General features: G+C 75.8%; 18 protein-coding genes. 13 read left to right on the top strand and 5 right to left on the bottom strand.

Translation table 11 applies throughout. The annotated features are described in order from the left end of the window. The first annotated feature begins 20 nt into the window (after window positions 1–20). The 10 genes from WAB14_RS05495 (at window position 21) to WAB14_RS05540 (ending at window position 10331) form a co-directional block, all read left to right on the top strand. Window positions 21–818: an electron transfer flavoprotein subunit beta/FixA family protein gene (locus WAB14_RS05495; protein WP_340268163.1), complete on the top strand. Its 798-nt coding sequence runs from the start codon at window positions 21–23 to the stop codon at window positions 816–818. 43 nt (window positions 819–861) lie between these two features. Next, entirely contained in the window at window positions 862–1839 is a 978-nt protein-coding gene (locus WAB14_RS05500) for an electron transfer flavoprotein subunit alpha/FixB family protein (RefSeq protein ID WP_340268165.1), read from the top strand. A 22-nt stretch (window positions 1840–1861) separates the two neighbouring features. Next, window positions 1862–3061: a cysteine desulfurase family protein gene (locus WAB14_RS05505; protein ID WP_340268167.1), complete on the top strand. Its 1200-nt coding sequence runs from the start codon at window positions 1862–1864 to the stop codon at window positions 3059–3061. Window positions 3062–3065: 4 nt separating this feature from the next. Beyond that, window positions 3066–4139 (top strand): tRNA 2-thiouridine(34) synthase MnmA, encoded by a 1074-nt coding sequence (mnmA, locus tag WAB14_RS05510; RefSeq protein ID WP_340268168.1) that lies wholly within the window; start codon window positions 3066–3068, stop codon window positions 4137–4139. 68 nt (window positions 4140–4207) lie between these two features. Next, entirely contained in the window at window positions 4208–4696 is a 489-nt protein-coding gene (locus tag WAB14_RS05515) for a hypothetical protein (protein ID WP_340268169.1), read from the top strand. A 15-nt stretch (window positions 4697–4711) separates the two neighbouring features. Further along, window positions 4712–6277: a sensor histidine kinase gene (locus tag WAB14_RS05520; protein ID WP_340268170.1), complete on the top strand. Its 1566-nt coding sequence runs from the start codon at window positions 4712–4714 to the stop codon at window positions 6275–6277. Beyond that, window positions 6274–6942 (top strand): response regulator transcription factor, encoded by a 669-nt coding sequence (locus WAB14_RS05525; protein ID WP_340268171.1) that lies wholly within the window; start codon window positions 6274–6276, stop codon window positions 6940–6942. Before WAB14_RS05520 ends, WAB14_RS05525 begins: the two co-directional genes overlap by 4 nt. Window positions 6943–7093: 151 nt before the next feature. Further along, window positions 7094–8278: a P-loop NTPase family protein gene (locus WAB14_RS05530; protein WP_340268172.1), complete on the top strand. Its 1185-nt coding sequence runs from the start codon at window positions 7094–7096 to the stop codon at window positions 8276–8278. A gap of 11 nt (window positions 8279–8289) precedes the next feature. Then, window positions 8290–9315 carry an aldo/keto reductase gene (locus WAB14_RS05535; protein WP_340268174.1) on the top strand — a complete coding sequence of 342 codons (1026 nt, stop codon included), beginning with the start codon at window positions 8290–8292 and terminating at the stop codon, window positions 9313–9315. Next, entirely contained in the window at window positions 9312–10331 is a 1020-nt protein-coding gene (locus WAB14_RS05540; protein WP_340268176.1) for a uroporphyrinogen decarboxylase/cobalamine-independent methonine synthase family protein, read from the top strand. The genes WAB14_RS05535 and WAB14_RS05540 overlap by 4 nt, the downstream gene beginning before the upstream one ends. 24 nt (window positions 10332–10355) lie before the next feature. On the opposite strand, the gene WAB14_RS05545 is transcribed toward WAB14_RS05540, so the two are convergent. The 5 genes from WAB14_RS05545 to WAB14_RS05565 all read right to left on the bottom strand — a co-directional run bounded on the left by WAB14_RS05545 (window position 10356) and on the right by WAB14_RS05565 (window position 15472). Beyond that, window positions 10356–10721: a type II toxin-antitoxin system death-on-curing family toxin gene (locus WAB14_RS05545; protein ID WP_340268178.1), complete on the bottom strand. Its 366-nt coding sequence runs from the start codon at window positions 10719–10721 to the stop codon at window positions 10356–10358. Between the two features lies 1 nt (window position 10722). Further along, on the bottom strand, window positions 10723–10923 hold the full coding sequence (locus tag WAB14_RS05550; protein ID WP_340268180.1) for a ribbon-helix-helix protein, CopG family: 201 nt from the start codon (window positions 10921–10923) through the stop codon (window positions 10723–10725). A 145-nt stretch (window positions 10924–11068) separates the two neighbouring features. Further along, window positions 11069–11977, bottom strand: coding sequence for a TIGR01777 family oxidoreductase (locus WAB14_RS05555; RefSeq protein ID WP_340268182.1), 909 nt, complete (start codon window positions 11975–11977; stop codon window positions 11069–11071). Window positions 11978–11998: 21 nt separating this feature from the next. Further along, complete coding sequence (locus WAB14_RS05560) at window positions 11999–14563, bottom strand: DEAD/DEAH box helicase (protein WP_340268184.1); 2565 nt, start codon at window positions 14561–14563, stop codon at window positions 11999–12001. 45 nt (window positions 14564–14608) lie between these two features. After that, entirely contained in the window at window positions 14609–15472 is an 864-nt protein-coding gene (locus WAB14_RS05565) for an SDR family oxidoreductase (protein WP_340268186.1), read from the bottom strand. A 93-nt stretch (window positions 15473–15565) separates the two neighbouring features. Between WAB14_RS05565 and WAB14_RS05570 the strand changes: the two genes are divergently transcribed. The 3 genes from WAB14_RS05570 to WAB14_RS05580 all read left to right on the top strand — a co-directional run bounded on the left by WAB14_RS05570 (window position 15566) and on the right by WAB14_RS05580 (window position 19776). Further along, a complete protein-coding gene (locus tag WAB14_RS05570; RefSeq protein ID WP_340268188.1) occupies window positions 15566–18184 on the top strand; it encodes a helix-turn-helix transcriptional regulator in 2619 nt (872 codons plus the stop codon). A 45-nt stretch (window positions 18185–18229) separates the two neighbouring features. Further along, the gene (locus WAB14_RS05575) at window positions 18230–18706 is read left to right on the top strand and encodes a cupin domain-containing protein (protein WP_340268190.1); all 477 of its coding nucleotides are present in this window, start codon (window positions 18230–18232) and stop codon (window positions 18704–18706) included. 65 nt (window positions 18707–18771) lie between these two features. Then, a complete protein-coding gene (locus tag WAB14_RS05580) occupies window positions 18772–19776 on the top strand; it encodes an aldo/keto reductase (RefSeq protein ID WP_340268192.1) in 1005 nt (334 codons plus the stop codon). The last annotated feature ends 32 nt before the right edge of the window (window positions 19777–19808 follow it).

Genomic DNA, 19808 nt, shown 5'->3' on the forward strand with positions numbered 1-19808 from the left:
GGCACGAGGAGAGGTCGTCGATGAAGATCGCCGTCTGCGTCAAGCACGTCCCGGACGCCCAGGGGGACCGCGGGTTCCGGGCGGACACCACCACCGACCGCGAGGCCGTCGACGGCCTGCTGTCGGAGCTCGACGAGTACGCCGTCGAGGAGGCGGTCCGGCTCAGGGAGTCCGGCGCCGCCGGGGACGACGCCGAGGTCGTCGCGCTCACCATCGGGCCCGCCGACGCCCGCGACGCGCTCAAGAAGGCCCTCCAGATGGGCGCCGACGCCGGTGTCCTCGTGAGCGACGACGCCATCCACGGCTCCGACGCCGTCGGCACGTCCCTCGTCCTCGCGAAGGCGCTCGAGAAGGTCGGCGCCGACCTCGTCCTCACGGGCATGGCGAGCACGGACGGCGGCATGGGGGTCGTGCCCGCCATGGTCGCGGAGCGTCTCGGCCTGCCGCAGGTGACGTACGCGGCCGAGGTCACCCTCTCCGGCGGCGCCGGCGGCACGGTCCGCATCCGGCGCGACGGCGACGCGAGCACCGAGACGGTCGAGGCCTCGCTGCCGGCGCTCGTCAGCGTCACCGACCAGATCAACGAGCCGCGCTACCCCTCGTTCAAGGGGATCATGGCGGCGAAGAAGAAGCCGGTCGAGGAGTGGACGCTCGCCGACATCGGCGTCGACCCCGCCGACGTGGGGCTCGACGCGGCGTGGACCGCGGCGGTCGAGGCCGAGGCCCGCCCGCCGAAGCAGGCCGGCACGGTCGTCACCGACGAGGGCGACGGCGCCGCGAAGCTCGTGGAGTTCCTCGCCTCCCAGCGGCTCGTCTGAGCCTGCGCGACCCGCCCGCACCGACAGCAGCAGGAGACACCCCATGGCCCAGGTCCTCGTCGTCGTCGACGCCACCCCCACGCCCGAGTCCTCCGGCGGCGCCGTCCGCAAGGCGTCGCTGGAGCTCCTCACCCTCGCCCGCCGCCTCGGCGATCCCGTCGCCGTCGTCTTCGGTGCGCCGGAGGGCGCCGACGCGCCCGCCGCCCTCGCCGAGCACGGCGCCGCGGAGGTCGTCATGGTGGGCGGCGCCGACGTCGTCGACCACCTCGTCGCGCCCAAGTCGGAGGTGCTCGCCCGGCTGGTGGAGGAGCGTGCGCCCGCCGCCGTGCTCCTGCCGAGCAGCCCCGAGGGCAAGGAGGTCGCCGGCCGGCTCGCCGTACGCACGGGGTCCGGCGTCGTCACCGACGCCGTCGACGTCGCGCTCGACGGCGACCGCGTCGTGGCGACGAAGTCCGTGTTCGCCGGGTCCTACACGACCCGCTGCGCCGTCACGCGCGGCACGCCCCTCGTCGCCGTGAAGCCGAACACCGTCGCGCCCGAGCCGGCGCCCGCGGCCGGGACCGTCACCGTGCTCACCCCGGAGGTGTCGGAGCAGGCGAAGTCCGCCCGCATCGTCGAGCGGCAGCCCAAGCAGGCCTCCGGTCGGCCGGACCTCGCCGAGGCCTCGATCGTCGTGTCGGGCGGACGCGGGACGGACGGCGACTTCAGCGCCGTCGAGGCGCTCGCCGACGCCCTCGGTGGCGCGGTCGGGGCGAGCCGGGCGGCGGTCGACGCCGGCTGGTACCCCCACAGCAACCAGGTGGGCCAGACCGGGAAGACCGTGTCCCCCCAGCTCTACCTCGCCGCCGGCATCTCCGGTGCCATCCAGCACAAGGCGGGGATGCAGACGTCGAAGGTCGTCGTCGCGGTCAACAAGGACCCCGAGGCGCCCATCTTCGAGATGGCCGACTTCGGCGTCGTCGGCGACCTCTCGAGCATCCTCCCCGCGGCCACGGAGGAGATCGCGCGACGCAAGGGGTGAGCGGGGTGCCTACCCTCTACGCGTGAGCGCCTACCTCGACCACGCGGCGACCACGCCCGTGCGCGACACCGCGCTGGCGGCGTGGCGGGACGCCGCCCTCGCCGGCGGCAACCCGTCCTCGCTGCACGGGCCGGGCCGGCGCGCCCGTCGCGCCGTCGAGGACGCCCGGGAGCAGGTGGCGGCGGCGCTCGGGGTGGGCGCGGCGGAGGTCGTCCTCACCGCAGGCGGCACCGAGGCCGACAACCTCGGCGTCAAGGGCCTGTGGGGCGCCCGGACGGCTGCCGACCCGCGGCGCCGCGTCGTCCTCGCGAGCCCCGTCGAGCACCACGCGGTCCTCGACTGCGTGACGTGGCTCGCCGACGCCCGCGGTGCGGAGGTCGTGTGGCTGCCCGTCGACGCGGACGGCCGCGTCGACGTCGCCGGCACGGCGGCGCTGCTCGAGCGCGACGGGGACCGGGCGGCCCTCCTCACGTGCATGTGGGCGAACAACGAGGTCGGCACGATCCAGCCGCTGGCCGAGGTCGTCGCACTCGCCCACGAGCACGAGGTACCCGTTCACGCGGACGCCGTGCAGGCCGTCGGCTGGCTGCCCGAGGCGGTCGGCGCGATCGGTGCCGACACCGTCGCCGTGAGCGGTCACAAGCTGGGGGCCCCCACGGGGTCCGGGGCCCTCGTGGTCCGCCGGGGCACGGCGCTGGAGCCCGTGCTCCACGGCGGCGGGCAGGAGAGGGGCGTACGCTCCGGCACCGTCGACGCGCCGGCCGCGGCGGCCCTCGCGGTCGCGCTCCGGGAGGCCGTGGCGGAGCAGCCGGACCAGGCGCCGCGCGTCGCCGCCCTCCGCGACCGCCTGGCCGCGGGCCTCCTCGCGACCGACCCCACCGCCGTCGTCCAGGGCGCCGACCCCGCCTCGGGCGGCCGCCTGCCGACGAACCTCCACGTGACGTTCCCCGGCTGCGAGGGCGACAGCCTCCTCTACCTCTTCGACGCCGCGGGTGTCGCCGTGTCCACGGGCTCGGCGTGCCGCGCCGGCGTGCCGGAGCCCTCGCACGTCCTGCACGCGATGGGCGTCGCCCCGCTCCTCGCCCGGGGGGCGCTGCGGTTCTCGCTCGGACGCACGAGCACCGACGCCGACGTCGACCGGGTCCTCGAGGTCCTCCCCGCGGTGCTCGAGCGCGCCCGCGCCGCCGGTGCCCGCAGCCGGGGCGCGGTGCTGGCGGGGTGAGCACATGAGGGTGCTGGCGGCGATGAGCGGCGGCGTCGACTCCGCCGTGGCGGCGGCGCGCGCCGTGGACGCCGGCCACGACGTCGTGGGGGTCCACCTCGCGCTGTCGCGCGCCGAGGGCGGCTCGGGCCCCGCCCGGGCGCGCGGGTGCTGCACGGTGGAGGACGCGCACGACGCGCGTCGCGCCGCGGACGTCCTCGGCATCCCCTTCTACGTGTGGGACCTCTCCGAGCAGTTCGCCGAGGACGTCGTCGCGGACTTCGTCGCGGCGTACGCGGCCGGGCGCACCCCGAACCCCTGCGTGCGCTGCAACGAGCGGATCAAGTTCGCCGCGCTCCTCGACCGCGCCCTCGCGCTCGGGTTCGACGCCGTCGCGACGGGGCACTGGGCGCGGCTCGAGCACGGCCCCGACGGTCCGCGGCTGCGTCGGGCGGCCGACGCGGCGAAGGACCAGTCGTACGTCCTCGCCTCGGTCGCGCCCGAGCGGCTCGGGCACGTGGTGCTGCCGGTGGGCGACACCCCCGACAAGGCCCTGCTGCGCGAGGAGGCCGCCGCCCGCGGTCTCGCGGTGGCGGCGAAGCCGGACAGCCACGACATCTGCTTCGTCCCGGACGGCGACACCCCGGGCTGGCTGTCCCGGCGGCTGGGGGACGCCGCCGGTCCGGTCGTCGACACGAGCGGCACCGTCGTCGGGCGGCACGAGGGCACCCACCGCTTCACCGTCGGCCAGCGCCGGGGTCTGCACCTCGACCGGCCCGCCCCGGACGGGCGGCCCCGGTACGTGCTCTCGCTCGAGCCCGTCACCCGTACCGTGACGGTGGGCTCGGCCGAGGACCTCCTCGTCGCCGCCCTGGCGGGCACGGAGCCGGTGTGGCACGGCGCGCCGCCCGCGGTGGGCTCGCGCGTCGAGGTCCAGGTCCGCGCCCACGCGCGTCCGGTCGCCGTGACCGTCGAGCACGCGACGCCCGACGCGGTCGCGCTCCGACCGGAGTCCCCGGTCCCCGCGGTGGCGTCCGGGCAGCTGCTCGCCATGTACGACGACAGCGACACCGTGCTCGGGGCCGCGCGGGCGGCCTGACCCCCACATGAGGCGGCTCTCATGTGGGTCTCACGCGCGGGTCACCCGCCGTCGGGACCGTGGTGCACGTGGAGGGAGACCGGACGCGCACGCCCGCCCCAGCGGCGCCGGTCGAGCCCGTCGCACCCGCCGGCGGCACCCGTAACGCCGTGCTCGCTGCTGCGACCGGCGTCGTCGTCATCGCCGCGGTCGCCGCGGCGGCGCTCGCCGTCGTCCCGCGGGTGCCGGAGCTCGGCAGCGTCGTCGTGACGATCCCCGCCCCCGAGCCGTCAGCCGGCCCGTCGCCGAGCCCGTCGCCGAGCCCGTCGCCGAGCCCGTCGCCGAGCCCGTCACCGAGCCCGTCACCGAGCCCGTCACCGAGCCCGTCGCCCGACCCGGCACCTGCGCCCGCTCCGGAACCGGAGCCCGCGCCGGCGCCCGCCCCGCCCCCGCCTGCGCCGGAGCCCGCGCCGGCACCCCCGCCGGACGACGACGACTCGGACGACGACGGCGGCCCGGACGACGACGACGGCCCGGACGATGACGACGATGAGGACGATGACGATGACGACGACTGAGCGGGGCGGTCCCCGGTGACCCGGTCGGTGCGCGCCCAGGTCGTCGGCGCCGTCGTCCTGCTGCTCGTCGTCGGTCTCGCGGTGTCGGCGGTCCTCAGCTACGTCGTGCAGTACAACGACGTCGACGAGCGGGTCGCGCGGGAGCTCGAGCAGGAGGTCCAGGAGTTCGAGACGCTCGCCTCCGGACCGCTCAACCCCGTGACGGGCGAGCCGTGGCAGGGCGTCGACGAGGTGCTGACGACCCTCGTCACCACGCTCGCCCCCGAGGAGAACCAGGTGCTCCTCGGCTTCGTCGACGGCCGCCTCGTCACCGTGCAGGAGTCGACCGAGCGCATCGACTTCGAGGACGAGACCGCCGCGCTCGCCGACATCGTCGCCTTCCCCGCCCCCGGCATCGGCAGCACGGACACCTCACAGGGCCGGCTCGCCTTCGCCGCCGTCCCCGTCGTGGACCCCGCCGACGGGCGCGACGCCCTGTTCGTCGCGACGTACCTCGTGTCCGACGAGTACGCCGAGGTGACGGGGACCATCCGGGACCGCGCCGTCGTCTACGGCGCCGTCGTGGTCGTCGTCGCAGCCGTGGGGTGGCTCCTGCTCGGCCGGCTGCTCGCGCCGCTCGCCGCCCTGCGGGACGCCGCGGCGAGCATCGACGACCAGGATCTCTCCCGCCGCATCGACGTCGAGGGTCGTGACGAGGTCTCCGACCTCGGCCGCCGCTTCAACGCGATGCTCGACCGCCTCGAGAGCGCGTTCGCGAGCCAGCGCGACCTCCTCAACGACGTGGGGCACGAGCTGCGGACGCCCGTCACCATCGTCCGCGGGCACCTCGACCTGCTCGACGCCGACGACCCGACCGACGTGCGTGCGACCCGGGAGCTCGTGCTCGACGAGCTCGACCGGATGTCGCGGCTCGTCGACGACCTCATCACCCTCGCGAAGTCGGAGCGGCCGGACTTCGTGCGCCCCGGGCCCGTCGACGTCACGGTCCTCACCGACGAGGTCCTCGAGAAGGTGAGCGCCGTCGCGCCGAGGTCGTGGCGCCTCGACGGGCTCGCCGCGGGCACGGTCCTCCTCGACCGCGAGCGCGTCACGCAGGCGCTCGTCCAGCTCGCCGCGAACGCCGTCACGCACACCGCACCGCACGACGAGATCGCGATCGGGTCCGCCCGCGTCGCAGGTGACGACACAGGTGCCGGGGACCGGGTGCTGCTGTGGGTGCGCGACACCGGGCCCGGCGTCGACCCCGACGACGAGGAGCACATCTTCCGGCGGTTCGGTCGGGGCACGGGCGAGGACCGGGGGAGCGGCACCGGTCTCGGCCTCGCGATCGTCCAGGCCATCGCCGTCGCGCACGGCGGCGGGGTCGTGCTGGAGAACGCACCCGGGGAGGGCGCGACGTTCGTCCTCGACCTGCCGTGGGTGCCGGCGGGTCAGCCCGACGAGGACCTCGAGGTGCCTCACCGCCCGGTCGACGGCCCGTACCCGCCCGAGGGGCCGCCGGACGACGGGGCCTACGACCTGTCCCTGTACCGACCACCCCACGGGGCCGACGGCCCCCGACCGGACGGAGCCCACCGGTGAACCGCATCCTCATCGCGGAGGACGAGCCGCGCATCGTCAGCTTCCTCGAGAAGGGGCTGCGGGCCAACGGCTTCACGACGACGTCCGCGCCCGACGGCGTGACGGCGCTCGACCTCGCCCGCAGCGACGAGGTCGACCTCGTCATCCTCGACGTGGGGCTCCCCCTCATGGACGGCTTCTCGGTCCTCAGGGCGCTGCGCGCCCAGGGGCACACCGTCCCGGTCGTCGTCCTCACGGCGCGGGACGCCGTCGACGACACGGTGACGGGGCTGTCGCTGGGCGCCGACGACTACGTGCGGAAGCCGTTCGCCTTCGAGGAGCTGCTCGCGCGCGTGCGGTTGCGGCTGCGCGCGGCGTCCGCGTCGTCCGCGGAGGAGACCGTGCTCCGCGTCGGTGGTCTCAGCCTCGACCTGCGGACGCGGCGCGCCGACGTCGAGGGCCGCACCGTCGACCTGTCGGCGCGGGAGTTCGGGCTCGCCGAGGTCTTCATGCGCCACCCGGACCAGGTGCTCAGCCGCGAGCAGCTGCTCTCCCGGGTCTGGGGCTACGACTTCGACCCGGGGTCGAACGTCGTCGACGTCTACGTCCGCTACCTGCGCGGGAAGGTCGGCAGGGAGCGGATCGAGACGGTCCGCGGGATGGGCTACCGCCTCGTGTCCCCCTGACCGGCGGCCGTCCGGGCGAGTGTCCACAGGAGCGCCCGGACGGGCCTTCCGCGCCGCGGCGGCGCGTGCCACGATGTGCCGCCGCAGCGCGCCGGAGCGCCGCACCGGGGGGCGTGCCCCCGCGGGCGAGGCCATCGTCTCGGAGGGACCCATGACCACGCCCCAGCCCGCTCCCGGCTGCCCGGACACCCCGGACGCCCGTGCCGTGCTCCGCTCGGTGGAGAAGGTCGTCGAGCGCGCCGCCGCGCCCACGCTCGGTGAGCGGCTGCGGCGGGCGAAGCTGACGTACGCGAGCCGGCACGTCGTGCCGCTGCACGCCGGGCAGCCCCTCGCGCTGCTCACCGGGGACGACGTCGTCCCCGCCGCGGGCGACCTCGTCCTCGCCCGCGTCACCTCCGTCGGACAGCACACGTGGGTCGAGCTGCCCACCGGCCGGCACGCCCGTGTGTTCGCCGGTGACGAGGTGGTCCTCGCCTACGCCGACCGCTACGCGCCCGACGCGTTCCTCGCCCACGTCCCCGAGGACCTCGGCCCGTGCGACCTCGTCGCCGCCGGTGGCATCGCGGCACGGGTCGACGCCGCGCACGCGAGCATGGCCGCGCCGACGCGGATCGAGCCCGTGGGACTGCTCGCCGACGGGACGGGCCGCCGCCTCCGCCTGCGCGACTGGACGACGGTGCGGCCCCGGCAGCCGGAGCCGGCGACGGCCGACTCGGTGCCCGTCGTCGCCGTCGTCGGCACCGCGATGAACGCCGGCAAGACGACGGCCCTCGCCATGCTCGTGGCCGGCCTCAGCGCCGCCGGGCTCAGCGTCGGCGCCGCGAAGGTGACGGGGACCGCCGCCGGGAACGACCCGTGGCTGTTCACCGACGCGGGCGCCGAGGCCCTCGACTTCACCGACGCCGGCCACCCCACGACGGCCGGGGTCGCCCACGAGGACTGCGTCGGCGTCGTCGGCGGGCTCCTCGCCGAGCTGCGCGGTCGGCACGACGTCGTCGTCATGGAGATCGCCGACGGCGTGCTCCAGCGGGAGTCCGCCGCCCTCGTCGCCGACCCCCGTGTCCGCGCGGCCGTCGACGGGGTCCTCTTCGCCGCCGGTGACGCCGTCGGCGCGCTCGGTGGCGCCGAGCGCCTCGCCGCCCTCGGGTGGCGCGTGCTCGGGGTGACGGGTTTGTTCACCGCCTCCCCGCTGGCGGTCCGCGAGACGGAGGAGCGGGCCGTGGTGCCGGTGCTCGCGAGCACGGACCTCGCACAGCCCGAGCACGCGCTCGCCCTCCTCGCCCGGCTGCGCGCCGACCGCGGCACCCGGCACGACGGGCTGACCACGCAGCCGTAGGCTCGCGGTCCGTGAGCGACACGACCTCGACGACGTCCGACCCCACCGGAGACACCGCCACCGCCCGTCACGTCCCGCGGCTGGGGCGGGACCTGTCCGTCGTCGGCCTCGGCTGCTGGCAGCTGGGCGCCGACTGGGGCGAGGTCAGCGAGTCCGACGCGAGCGCGACCGTCGTGGCGGCGCTCGACGCCGGGGTCACGTTCCTCGACACCGCCGACGTGTACGGCGACGGGCGCAGCGAGCGCATCGTCGGCGCCGTCGCCGCCGCACGTCCCGAGCGGCCCTTCGTCGCGACGAAGGCAGGCCGCCGCGCCGACCCGCACGTGCCCGAGCAGTTCACCGAGGCGAACCTGCGGGCGTGGGTGGAGCGGTCGCGGCAGAACCTCGGCGTCGACACCCTCGACCTCGTCCAGCTCCACTGCCCGCCCTCCCCGGTGTACTCCGACGACCGGGTGTTCGACGTCCTCGACGCGCTGGTCGACGAGGGTGTCCTCGCGGCGTACGGCGTCAGCGTCGAGCGCTGCGACGAGGCACTGACCGCGATCGCCCGGCCCGGCGTCGCGACCGTCCAGATCATCCTCAACGCGTTCCGGCTCAAGCCGCTCGACGAGGTCGTCCCCGCCGCCCAGGAGGCGGGGGTCGGGATCATCGCGCGGGTGCCGCTCGCGTCGGGCCTGCTGAGCGGCCGCTACGACGCGTCGACGACGTTCGCGGAGAACGACCACCGCACCTACAACCGCGAGGGGCAGGCCTTCGACGTCGGCGAGACCTTCTCCGGCGTACCGTTCGACGTCGGCCTCCGCGCGGTCGAGGAGCTGCGCGAGGTCGCGGGGGAGCGGCCGCTCGCCGAGCTCGCCCTCCGCTGGGTCGTCGACACCCCCGGCGTCACGACCGTCATCCCCGGCGCCCGCAACCCCGATCAGGCGCGACGCAACGCCGCCGTCATGACGAGCGCGCCGCTGACGGACGACCAGCGCCGGGCGGTGCGTGAGACGTACGACCGGCACGTGCGCCCGGTCGTCCACGACCGCTGGTGACGCTTCCGGCCGGGCCCTGGGCCACGGGCGTCGGGTCGCTGCCGCACAGCCGGCCGGACGAGGCGCTCGACGTCGTCGTCGGGGAGCTCGGCGACGGTCACGTGCCGTTCGTGCCGGAGCTGCCGGGCCGCGGTGTCGGGTCGGACGTGATCGGTCGCGGGGCCGCGTTCCTCGTCGACCTGCCCGTGGACCTGCAGCCCGCCGGGTGGCGCCTCGTCGACCGCCCGGGGGCGGACCTACGGCGCGCCCGCTCGTGGTGGCGGCAGGACCTGGACGCCCTCGGCGACCGGGGACCGGAGCTGACCGGGGCTCGCGCGCTCAAGGTGGGTGTCACCGGGCCGTGGACCCTCGCCGCCGCCCTCCAGCGGCAGCGGGGCGAGGTGGCCGTCAGCGACCCCGGGGCCCGTCGCGACCTCGTCGACTCCCTCGCGGAGGGCGTCGGGCTGGTGCTCGCCGACGTCCGGCGGGCGGTGCCCGAGGTGCCGCTCGTCCTGCAGGTCGACGAGCCGTCGGTCGTCCCCGTCCTGCTCGGCCGGCTGCCGACGGCGAGCGGCTACGGCACGCTGCGGGCGGTCGAGGGGCCGGAGGTGCGTGACGGGCTGCGCCGCGTCGTCGACGCCGGCCACACCGCCGGCGCGGCGGTCGTCGTCCACTGCTGCGCGGCGGGCGCGCCGGTGCGGCTGCTGGGGGAGACGCGGGCCGACGGGCTGTCGCTGCCGGTGCCGCTGAGCGCCGCGGGCGCCGCCGGGGCGGTGTGGGAGCACGTGGCCGGGCTGGTCGAGGCGGGCACGATGCTGCTCGCCGGGGTCCTCGACCCCACCGCCGACGTCGCGCCGGAGCCGGACGCCCTCGCCCGCGACGTCCAGCGCGTGTGGTCCGACGTCGGCCTCGCCGCCGACGCGCAGGCGCGGCTCGCGCTCACGTCGACGTGCGGCGCCGCCGGGACAGCGCCCGCCGCGGCGGTGCGGCAGCTGCGGGCGCTCGCCGGGGCGGCGACCCGGCTCGCGACGGGCTGACGCGCCTCCCAGCCGGCGTGGGGGTCATGCCGGGACGGTGCGCAGACGCCCGGCGATGTCGGTCACGTCGTCGAGGCGACCGTCCGCGACGCACATGAGCAGCTCGAAGGCCTCGTCGTCGCCGAGGTCCGGCCGCCTGCCGTTGAGGTCGAGGAGCACCACGCACGCGAGCCACCCGAGTCGTGTGTTGCCGTCGACCAGGGGATGGCTGGACACGACCGAGTGCAGGAGGGCCGCCGCCTTGGTCCCGAGGTCGGGATACGCGTCCTGCCCGAAGGCGCTCGCCCTGCTGCGGTTGGTCGCGGCGTCGAGGAGCCCGAGGTCCCGGACCGGCCCGGCGCCGAGGACGCGCACGAGACGCACCAGGTCCTCGACGTCGAGGTGCTCCACCTCAGACGGTGCCGAGTCGCTGGAGGACGTCCGACCATCGATCGGCGAGTCGTTCGCCGGCCTCCTGCACGCGATCCTGGTGTCCCGCGCGCTCGTACCGTTCGAGCACCGCCCGGCGGACGACCTCCTGGCGGGACAGTCCCTCCCGCTCCGCCAGGGCGGCGAGGGCCTGCTCGAGCTCGGAGTCCGTGCGCAACGCCATGGCCACCGCCACACGGCACCTCCTCTGATACCGAAGTGGTACCAGATCGATCGGCTGTAAGCCGGGCCGCGAGAGGTCGCCGGTGCGACGACACGCCGGCGTGTCGCGCACATCGGCGACCTCTCGGCTGTGGGTCGACGGGTCCTCAGCGCCGGGTCGAGATCAGGTCGCGCAGTGCGGAGTGGAGCTCGACGTGGGCGAAGTCGAACCCGGCAGCCTGGAGCCGCGCCGGGAGCACCCGGCGCCCTGTGAGCCCGAGTGCCGGATCGGTGCGCAGGAGCAGCGCTCCGAGCCGGACCACCGGCGTCGGGGTGGGTGGCACCGGCGGGCGGCCGACCACGGCACGCAGGTCCGCCATCAGCTGGCTGTTGCGCACCGGCGAGGGGCTGCTCGCGATCAGGACTCCCGAGAGGGAGGGGTCGGTGAGGGTGGCACGGACGATCGCCAGCCAGTCCTCGATGTGGATCCACGAGACCCACTGCCGGCCCGAACCGACCCGGCCGCCCAGGCCCCAGCGGGTCAGCAGGAGCAGCCGATCCAGTGCCGGGCTGTCGCGGTCCAGCACGATGCTGGTGCGCAGGACCACGACCGAAGCGGCGTGGACGCCGTCGACGGCGGCCTCCCACGCCCGTGCGACACCGGCCATCTGTGGCGGTCCGTCCGCCGGTGGGGAGGACTCGGTGAGGACCGCGTCCCCGGCGTCGCCGTAGATCGCGGCGGTGGAGGCCTGCACCCAGACGGGCACCGGTCGGGCCAGCTCGGCGGCGGCGGCAGCGAGCGCGCGGGTCGGCTCGACCCGGGAGGTGGTGAGGAGCTCGATGTTCGCGGGGGTGGGCCTGCGGTCCACCAGTGCGCCGGACAGGTTGACCACGGCGGCGCCGTCCAGCTCCGCGGCCCAGGCGCCGACGGTGCGGCCGTCCCACGACACCTGACGGTGCTGTGAGTCACGATCCGGTCGACGGGTCAGCACGACGACGTCGTGCCCTCGACGGGTGAGGTCGGCAGTGAGCCGACGCCCGAGCGAGCCGCTGCCCCCTGCGACGACCACCTTCACCCGACGGACCCTACGTGCCGGCTACAGCCGGCCGACGTCCGTCACCCGGACGACCGCCTCGCCCGCCTCGTCGCTCGCGGCGAGGTCGACCTCGGCGCCGATACCCCAGTCGAGGTCGCCCGCGGGGTCGTCGAAGGTCTGCCGGACGAGCCAGCGCCGCGGCTCGACGGTCACCGTGAACCGGTCGGGGCCGCGGGCGTCGGGGCCGGTGCCGATCTCGTCGTACTCGGCGAAGTAGGCCTCGAGCGCCTCCCGCCAGCGTTCGGCGTCCCAGCCGGCGTCGGCGTCGAGCTCCCCGAGCGGGTTCCAGTGCCGCAGCGCCGCGAGCCGCACGCGACGGAACATCTCGTTGCGCACGAGCACCCGGAACGCCCGGACGTTGCGCGTGACGGGCGGCGGGCCCTCGTCGAGGGACCCGGGGCGGACCTCCGCGACCGACTCGGCCCCGGCGGCGAGCAGGGCCCACTCGTCGAGCAGGGAGGAGTCGACCTGCCGGACGAGCTCCCCGAGCCACTCGACGATGTCCGTCAGCTCCTCGCTGCGCGCCTGCTCGGGCACGGTCTGGCGCAGCGCCCGGTAGGCGTCGGCGAGGTAGCGCAGGAGGACGCCCTCGGAGCGCGTCAGCTCGTAGGCGCGGACGTACTCGCTGAACGTCGCCGCCCGCTCGTGCATGTCGCGGACGACGGCCTTCGGTGACAGCTCGTGCTCGCGCACCCACGGGTGGCCGCTGACGTACGTCTCGTAGGCGTGCTCGAGGAGGTCGGCGAGCGGGCGGGGGTGGGTGACCTCCTCGAGCAGCTCCATCCGCTCCTCGTACTCGATGCCGTCGGCCTTCATCTCCGCGACCGCCTCGCCGCGCGCCTTGAACGCCTGCGCCTGGAGCACCTGCCGGGGGTCGTCGAGGGTGGCCTCGATGACGCTGACGACGTCGAGGGCGTAGTCGGGGGAGTCGCGGTCGAGGAGCTCGACGGCGGCGAGCGCGAAGGGGGAGAGCGGCTGGTTGAGGGCGAAGTCGCGCTGGAGGTCGACGGTGAGCCGGACGGTCCGCCCGTCGGGGTCCGGCGGATCGACCTTCTCCACGACGCCCGCGGCGACGAGGGAGCGGTAGGCGGCGATGGCGCGGCGCATGTGGTGGAGCTGGCGGATGCGGGGCTCGTCGGAGTCCTCGATGAGGCGCCGCATCGCGGTGAAGGGGTCGCCGGGCCGCGCGATGACGTTGAGGAGCATCGCGGTGGTGACGCGGAAGCGGGGTTGCAGGGGCTCCGGGTCGGCGTGGACGAGGCGCTCGTACGTCTGCTCCGACCACGTGACGGTCCCCGCAGGTGGCTTCTTCCTCACGAACTTCTTCCGCTTCGCCGGGTCGTTGCTCGCCTTGGCGGCCGCGCGCTCGTTCTCGATGACGTGCTCGGGCGCCTGCACGACGACCCGGCCGGCGGTGTCGAACCCGGCGCGCCCCGCGCGCCCCGCGACCTGGTGGAACTCCCGGGCGGTGAGGACGCGCACCTTGCGGCCGTCGAACTTCGTGAGGCTCACGACGAGCACGGTGCGGATCGGCACGTTGATGCCGACGCCGAGGGTGTCGGTGCCGCACACGACGGCGAGCAGGCCGCGCTGGGCGAGGCGCTCCACGAGGCGGCGGTAGCGCGGCAGCATCCCCGCGTGGTGGACGCCGACGCCCGCCGTCACCAGGCGCCGCAGGACCTTGCCGAAGCCCGGCCCGAACCGGAAGGCGCCGAGCTCGTCCGCGATGGCCTGCTTCTGCTCCTTGGTCCGCAGTGGCGTGCTCATGAGGCTCGAGGCGTGCTCGAGCGCGGCCGCCTGCGTCGGGTGGACGACGTAGACCGGCGCCTGGTCATCGCGCACGAGGAGCTCGACGGTCTCGTGCAGGGGGGTGAGGGAGTAGTCGAACGTCAGCGGCACGGGCCGCTCGGCGGTCGTCACGTGGGCGACGGGCGTGCCCGTGCGCTCCTCGAGCCGGCGGGCGAGGGCCGTGACGTCGCCGAGCGTCGCCGACATGAGGAGGAACTGGGCGTCGGTCAGCTCGATGAGCGGCACCTGCCACGCCCAGCCGCGGTCCCGGTCGCCGTAGTAGTGGAACTCGTCCATGACGACCTGCCCGACACCGGCGTCGCGGCCCCGCCGCAGCGCGAGGTTGGCGAGGACCTCGGCGGTCGCGCACACGATCGGGGCGTCGGTGTTGATCCCGGCGTCGCCCGTCATCATCCCGACCCGCTCGGCGCCGAAGGTGTCGCACAGCGCGAAGAACTTCTCGCTGACCAGGGCCTTGATCGGGGCGGTGTAGAAGGTGCGGCGGCCGTCGCCCAGAGCGAGGGCGTGCGCGCCCGCGGCGACCAGGCTCTTCCCGGACCCCGTCGGGGTGGCGAGCACGACGTGCGAGCCGCTCGCGAGCTCGAGCAGCGCCTCCTCCTGGTGCGGGTACAGCGTGAGGCCGGCATCGCCGGCCCACGCGGTCACCCGTTCCAGCACCGTGTCGGCGTCCGCGCCGGCGACGTCGCCGAGCGGGGCGGTGTCCGGGGTCCGGGGGAGGGGGTGCGGGGCGATCGCGTCCGTGGGCTCGGCCGTCATGGTGCGCCCATCCTCGCAGCCCCCCGGCGCGCGCTCAGCGCACGATCACGACGCCCCCGCGTCCGCGAGGCCGAGACCGCGCGCCCACACGGCGTCCATGCCACGGTCGGGCAGCAGGGCCCGCATCGCGAGCAGCACGCGGGCGTCACGCCCGACGACCACGCGCGGGGCCGGTCGGGCTCGGGTCAGTGCGCCGTGGACCGCGCGGGCGACGTCCTCGGCAGGGGCGGCGCCTCTGCGGATCCTCGCGACGAGCTGCCGCTCACCGGCGAAGTGTGCGGCGTACAGCTCGCGGTGCTCGGGGGCGAGGCGCTGCTCGAGGCCGTCGAGGAGCGCGTCCATCTCGCGCCACGGGTCGGTGTCGACGACTCCGGGCTCCACGAGCACCACCCGGACCCCGGAGGGCCGCAGCTCGACCCGCAGGCAGTCCGCCACGGCCTCCACGGCGAACTTCGAGGCGTTGTACAGACCGGTGAACGGGAACGACAGCCGGCCGTTCACCGACGAGATGAAGACGATGCGACCCTTCGCGCGGCGCAGTCGTGGCAGCACCGCACGGGTCAGCGCGAGCGGCCCCACGAGGTTGACGTCCATCTGGCGGTGCATGTCGTCCCTCGTGAGGGTCTCCACCGGCCCCGCGACGGCGATGCCCACGTTGTTCACGAGCGCGTCCAGCGCCTCCGGGAGGTGCTCGGCGAGAGCCTCGACGTGGTCGGGTTCGGTGACATCGAGGACGACGGGCGTGATGCGGTCGGAGGCGCGGCGCAGCGACTCGGCCGCCTCCTCGGTGCGGACCCCACCGAGCACGTGCCAGCCCGAACGCGCCAGCTGCAGGGCGATGGCGCGGCCGATCCCGCGGCCCGCGCCGGTGACGAGGACGGTCGGTGCCGGGTCCGCTGCAGCGCTCATGAGGGCAAGCGTGGACGTCGACGCCGTCCCGACCGCGAGTAGCCCGGTACTCGAACGCTGCGGTGCTCCGGCCACGCTCGCTAGCATCCGGTCGTGGAGCGGCAGTGGCCGCTCACCGGCCGCGACTCAGAGCTGCAGCAGGTGGCAGCAGGCGTGCGGCCCGGTGCGGCGGGGATCGTCGTGGCCGGACCCCCGGGGGCCGGCAAGACCCGGCTGGTGCGCGAGGCACTCGCCGCCGGCGCCTCCCGGGGCGCGCGCGTGCTGTGGGTGCAGGGCGGGGAGGCCACCCGACAGGTGCCGCTCGGACTGTTCGCCGGCGTCCTGCGTCTTCCCGAGGGGGACGGCGGAGCCTCCGCCGTCGCCGCGGCGGTCGACGAGCTCGCCACCCTGGCGCCGCTCGTCCTCGTGGTCGACGACGCGCACCTGCTCGACCCGCTGTCCGCGGTCGTCGTGCACCGGGCCGCGGTGCGCCGCCTCGGCCCCGTCGTCCTCACCCTGCGTCACGGCACGAGCCCGCCCGACCCCGCGACGTCGCTGTGGAAGGACGGTGCCCTTGAGCGGCTCGACCTCGACCTGCTCGACGCGGACGCGACTGCGTCCCTGGTCGCCGCGGTCCTCGACGGACCGGTGGAGACCCGGTCGGTCCGCCGGCTGTGGGCGCTCACGCAGGGCAGCCCCCTGTTCCTCCGCCACCTATTGCCCGCCGAGGTGGCCGCCGGGCGGTTCTCGCCGGCATCCGGCCTCTGGTGCTGGTCGCAGGAACCGCGGCTCACGCCCGGGCTCGCCGCGCTGCTCGGCCGGGATCTCGGCGCCCTCACGCCCGAGGAGCAGCACGTCGTCGACGTCCTCGCGGTCGCCGAGCCCGTCGCCGTCGACACGCTCGCTCGTCTCGGCGCACCCGGCGCTGTGGCGGTCCTGGAGGCCGTGGAGTCCCGCGGCCTCGTCCGGACCGCGACGGCGTCGGACGGCCTCGTCGCGCGGCTGGCGCACCCGCTGTACGGAGAGGTGCGACGGGAGTCCATGGGTGAGATGCGTGCGCGACGGCTCCGCGGGGCCGTGGCCGCCACGCTCGACCCCGACACCGACGTCCTGCGGAAGGCGGTCCTCGCGCTCGACTCGGACCTGCCACCGGATCCCGCGCTCTTCCTCCGTGCGGCCGAGCGGGCGATCGGGCTGTTCGACCTGCCGCTCGCGGAGCGCCTGGCGCGCGCGGCGGCGGCGACAGGTGACGCGCGAGCCGGTGTCGTCCACGCCTCCGCGCTGTCGTGGCTGAGCCGCGGCGAGGAGGCGGAGGCACTCCTCGTCGCGCTGGCGGCGCGCGCCGCGGACGGCCCCACCGGCGCGCTCGTCCAGGCCGTGCGGGCGGGCAACCTCGCGTGGTCGCTGCGGCAGCTCGAACGGGCACGTGGGGTGGTGGCAGCAGCTCTCGGCCGCGACGACGCCGGTCCCGTCCGGCTCCACCTGGAGGCGCTGGACGTCGCCCTCGCCGCCGCGGCCGGCGAGGTGGCCACGGTCCTGCCCCGCGCCGTGGCGCTGCGCGGGCGCACCCGGGGCAGCGACCTGCCCGACCTGCTCGTGACGTCCGCCCTCGCCGCCACCGCCGCGGTGACCGGCCGCGTCGATCTGCTCGCACCCGGGGTCGCGGACCGGGGATCCGCGACCCCGTCCGCGACACCGTCGACGATGAGCATCCCTGCCTTCGGACGCGCCGACTTCCAGGTGCTGGGGTACCGGCTCGCGGGCCTGCCGGAGCGTGCGGCCGAGGTCGCAGAGCCCCTCCGCGCGGCGTCGGCGGACCTCCACGGGCCGGCCCGGCTCATGGGGCTCGTCCTCGCGGGCCACGCCGCCCTCGCGGCCGGCCGCGTCCGGCCCGCCGTCGTGCCGCTGCGAGAGGCGTGGTCGGCGCTCGAGCCGTCACCGCACGAGTTCCGGTTCCGCTGCCGGACGCTGCTCGTCACGGCGTTCGCGATGACGGGGGACCGCACCGCAGCGAGGGTCCTCCTGCCCGGGCTCGTGGCGGAACAGCACCCGACGTACCGCCTGTACGTCCCCGACGACCTGCTCGCTCGGGCGTGGGTGGCGGCGAGCGAGGGCGCGACGAGCGAGGCCGTCGACCTCGCGCTCGCAGCGGCCGGGCTCGCCCGTGCCCAGGAGTCGCCGGCCTACGAGGTGCTCGCGTGGCAGGTGGCCGCGCAGCTGGGAGCGGCCGCCGCCGTCCTGGGCGAGGGGGTGACCCGCCTCGAGGCGGTCGCGAGCGTCGTCGCCGGCCCCCGCGCGGTCGTCGCCCTCGAGTACGTGGTCGGGACCCTGCGGGCCGACGCGGCCGCGCTGCTCCGCGTCTCGGCGGGGTTCGAGGCGCTCGGCGACCCTGTGGCCGCGGCGGACTCCGCCGCGCAGGCCGCGACCCTGCTGCGCCGACACGCCCGCCGTGGCGCCGCCCTGTCGGCGGCGGCCCGCGCACAGCGGCTCGCGGAGCGCGCCGGTGTCCGTACCCCCGCCGTCACCGCCGCGACCGTGCCGCTGCCACTGACCGGGCGGGAGCGGGAGGTGGCGCTGCTCGCGGCCCGTGGCCTGTCCAACCGGGAGATCGCCGAGCGCCTCGTCGTGTCGGTGCGAACGGTCGAGGGGCACCTGTACCGGATCGGGCACAAGCTCGGCGTGGCGGACCGGACGGAGCTGGCCGCGATCCTCGACCCCGCCGCAGACGGGTAGCCGACCACTCGCCCGCCCGCTCGCCGCCGGACCCACGCTCGACGCATGACCGTCACACCGACACCCGCCGCCGCCCCGCTCGCGCCGGGGCAGGGCGCCCACCACCGCATGGTCGACGGTGACCACGTCGCCAAGGCCCTCGTCGAGGATGCATGCGGCGCCTTCGAGGTCTTCGAGGTCGTGGCCGAACCGGGACCGCCCGCACCGCCGCACGTGTCGCCGTGGTCCGGCGTCCTGTTCGTGCTCGAGGGCACCGTCCGGGTGCACGTCGAGGACGCGCGCCACGACATGTCCCCCGGCGCGACCATCACGCTGCCCGCGGGGACGTCCTGCACCGTCGAGGTGCCGGACGGCGCACCGTCGCGCTTCCTCGCCGTCACGTCCGGCACCGGCGCGGGCCGCTTCTTCGCCGACTTCGCACGCTCCGTCGCCCTCGACCGGCCGCTCGCCGAGACGCTGCCGGAGGTCCTCGCCGTCACCCGGCGGCACGGCGTCGTCGTCTCGGGAGCCCCCCAGCCGTAGCGCGGGTCCCGGCGTCGCCCGCGGCCCGGGTTGCCGGGTGCCGTGCACGGGTGCTGGATGGGCGGATGACCCTCCCTTCCCGCTTGCTCGGCGCCGCCGGACCGCACAGCCCGCTGACCGTGAGCGCCCTCGGCCTCGGTTGCATGGGCATGAGCGAGTTCTACGGCTCCCACGACGACGAGCAGTCGACGGCGACGATCCGCCGCGCCCTCGACCTCGGCGTCACGCTGATCGACACCGCCGACATGTACGGGCCCTTCACGAACGAGGAGCTCGTCGGGCGGGCGGTCGCGGGCCGGCGCGACGAGGTCGTGATCGCGACGAAGTTCGGCAACGAGCGCCTGCCCGACGGCACCCGGCTCGGCATCAACGGGTCGCCGGAGTACGTCCGGCGGGCCTGCGACGACTCGCTGCGGCGCCTCGGTGTCGACCACGTCGACCTCTACTACCAGCACCGGGTCGACAGGTCGGTGCCGATCGAGGAGACGGTCGGGGCGATGGCGGGGCTCGTGACGGCCGGGAAGGTGCGTCACCTCGGGCTGTCCGAGGCGTCGGTCACGACGATCCGGCGGGCGCACGCCGTCCACCCGATCACGGTCCTGCAGACCGAGTACTCGCTGTTCACCCGCGACGTCGAGGACGAGATCCTCCCGCTGCTCCGCGAGCTCGGGATCGGCCTCGTGCCCTACTCCCCGCTGGGCCGCGGGCTCCTCACCGGCGCCATCACGAGCGCTGACCAGCTCGACCCCGACGACCGGCGCCGCACCGACTACTTCCCCCGCTTCGGCGGTGACGCGCTCGAGGCGAACCTGCGGCTCGTGGGAGAGGTGCGCCGCCTCGCCGAGGAGAAGGGGTGCTCGCCCGGTCAGCTCGCGCTCGCGTGGGTGCTGGCCCAGGGCGACGACGTCGTCCCGATCCCCGGGACGCGGAAGGTGCACCGGCTCGAGGAGAACGTGGGCGCGGCCGCCGTCGCGCTCGGCGCCGACGACCTCGCGGCACTCGAGGCGGCGGTGCCGCGCGACGCGGTCGTCGGGGCCCGGTACGGCGACATGAGCAGCATCGACACGTGAGGGGTCCGGCCGAGCCGCGCTGTCCGGGGCCG

This window comes from Aquipuribacter nitratireducens, from assembly GCF_037860835.1.
Taxonomy (GTDB): domain Bacteria; phylum Actinomycetota; class Actinomycetes; order Actinomycetales; family JBBAYJ01; genus Aquipuribacter; species Aquipuribacter nitratireducens.

What these genes read in the sequence shown, in the direction of transcription:
- WAB14_RS05550 (WP_340268180.1), bottom strand. Translation starts at nt 10,923, where the DNA reads ATGGCGTTGCGCACGGACTCCGAGCTCGAGCAGGCCCTCGCCGCCCTG.
- WAB14_RS05530 (WP_340268172.1), top strand. Translation starts at nt 7,094, where the DNA reads ATGACCACGCCCCAGCCCGCTCCCGGCTGCCCGGACACCCCGGACGCC.
- WAB14_RS05560 (WP_340268184.1), bottom strand. Translation starts at nt 14,563, where the DNA reads ATGACGGCCGAGCCCACGGACGCGATCGCCCCGCACCCCCTCCCCCGG.
- mnmA (WP_340268168.1), top strand. Translation starts at nt 3,066, where the DNA reads ATGAGGGTGCTGGCGGCGATGAGCGGCGGCGTCGACTCCGCCGTGGCG.
- WAB14_RS05500 (WP_340268165.1), top strand. Translation starts at nt 862, where the DNA reads ATGGCCCAGGTCCTCGTCGTCGTCGACGCCACCCCCACGCCCGAGTCC.
- WAB14_RS05580 (WP_340268192.1), top strand. Translation starts at nt 18,772, where the DNA reads ATGACCCTCCCTTCCCGCTTGCTCGGCGCCGCCGGACCGCACAGCCCG.
- WAB14_RS05575 (WP_340268190.1), top strand. Translation starts at nt 18,230, where the DNA reads ATGACCGTCACACCGACACCCGCCGCCGCCCCGCTCGCGCCGGGGCAG.
- WAB14_RS05495 (WP_340268163.1), top strand. Translation starts at nt 21, where the DNA reads ATGAAGATCGCCGTCTGCGTCAAGCACGTCCCGGACGCCCAGGGGGAC.
- WAB14_RS05565 (WP_340268186.1), bottom strand. Translation starts at nt 15,472, where the DNA reads ATGAGCGCTGCAGCGGACCCGGCACCGACCGTCCTCGTCACCGGCGCG.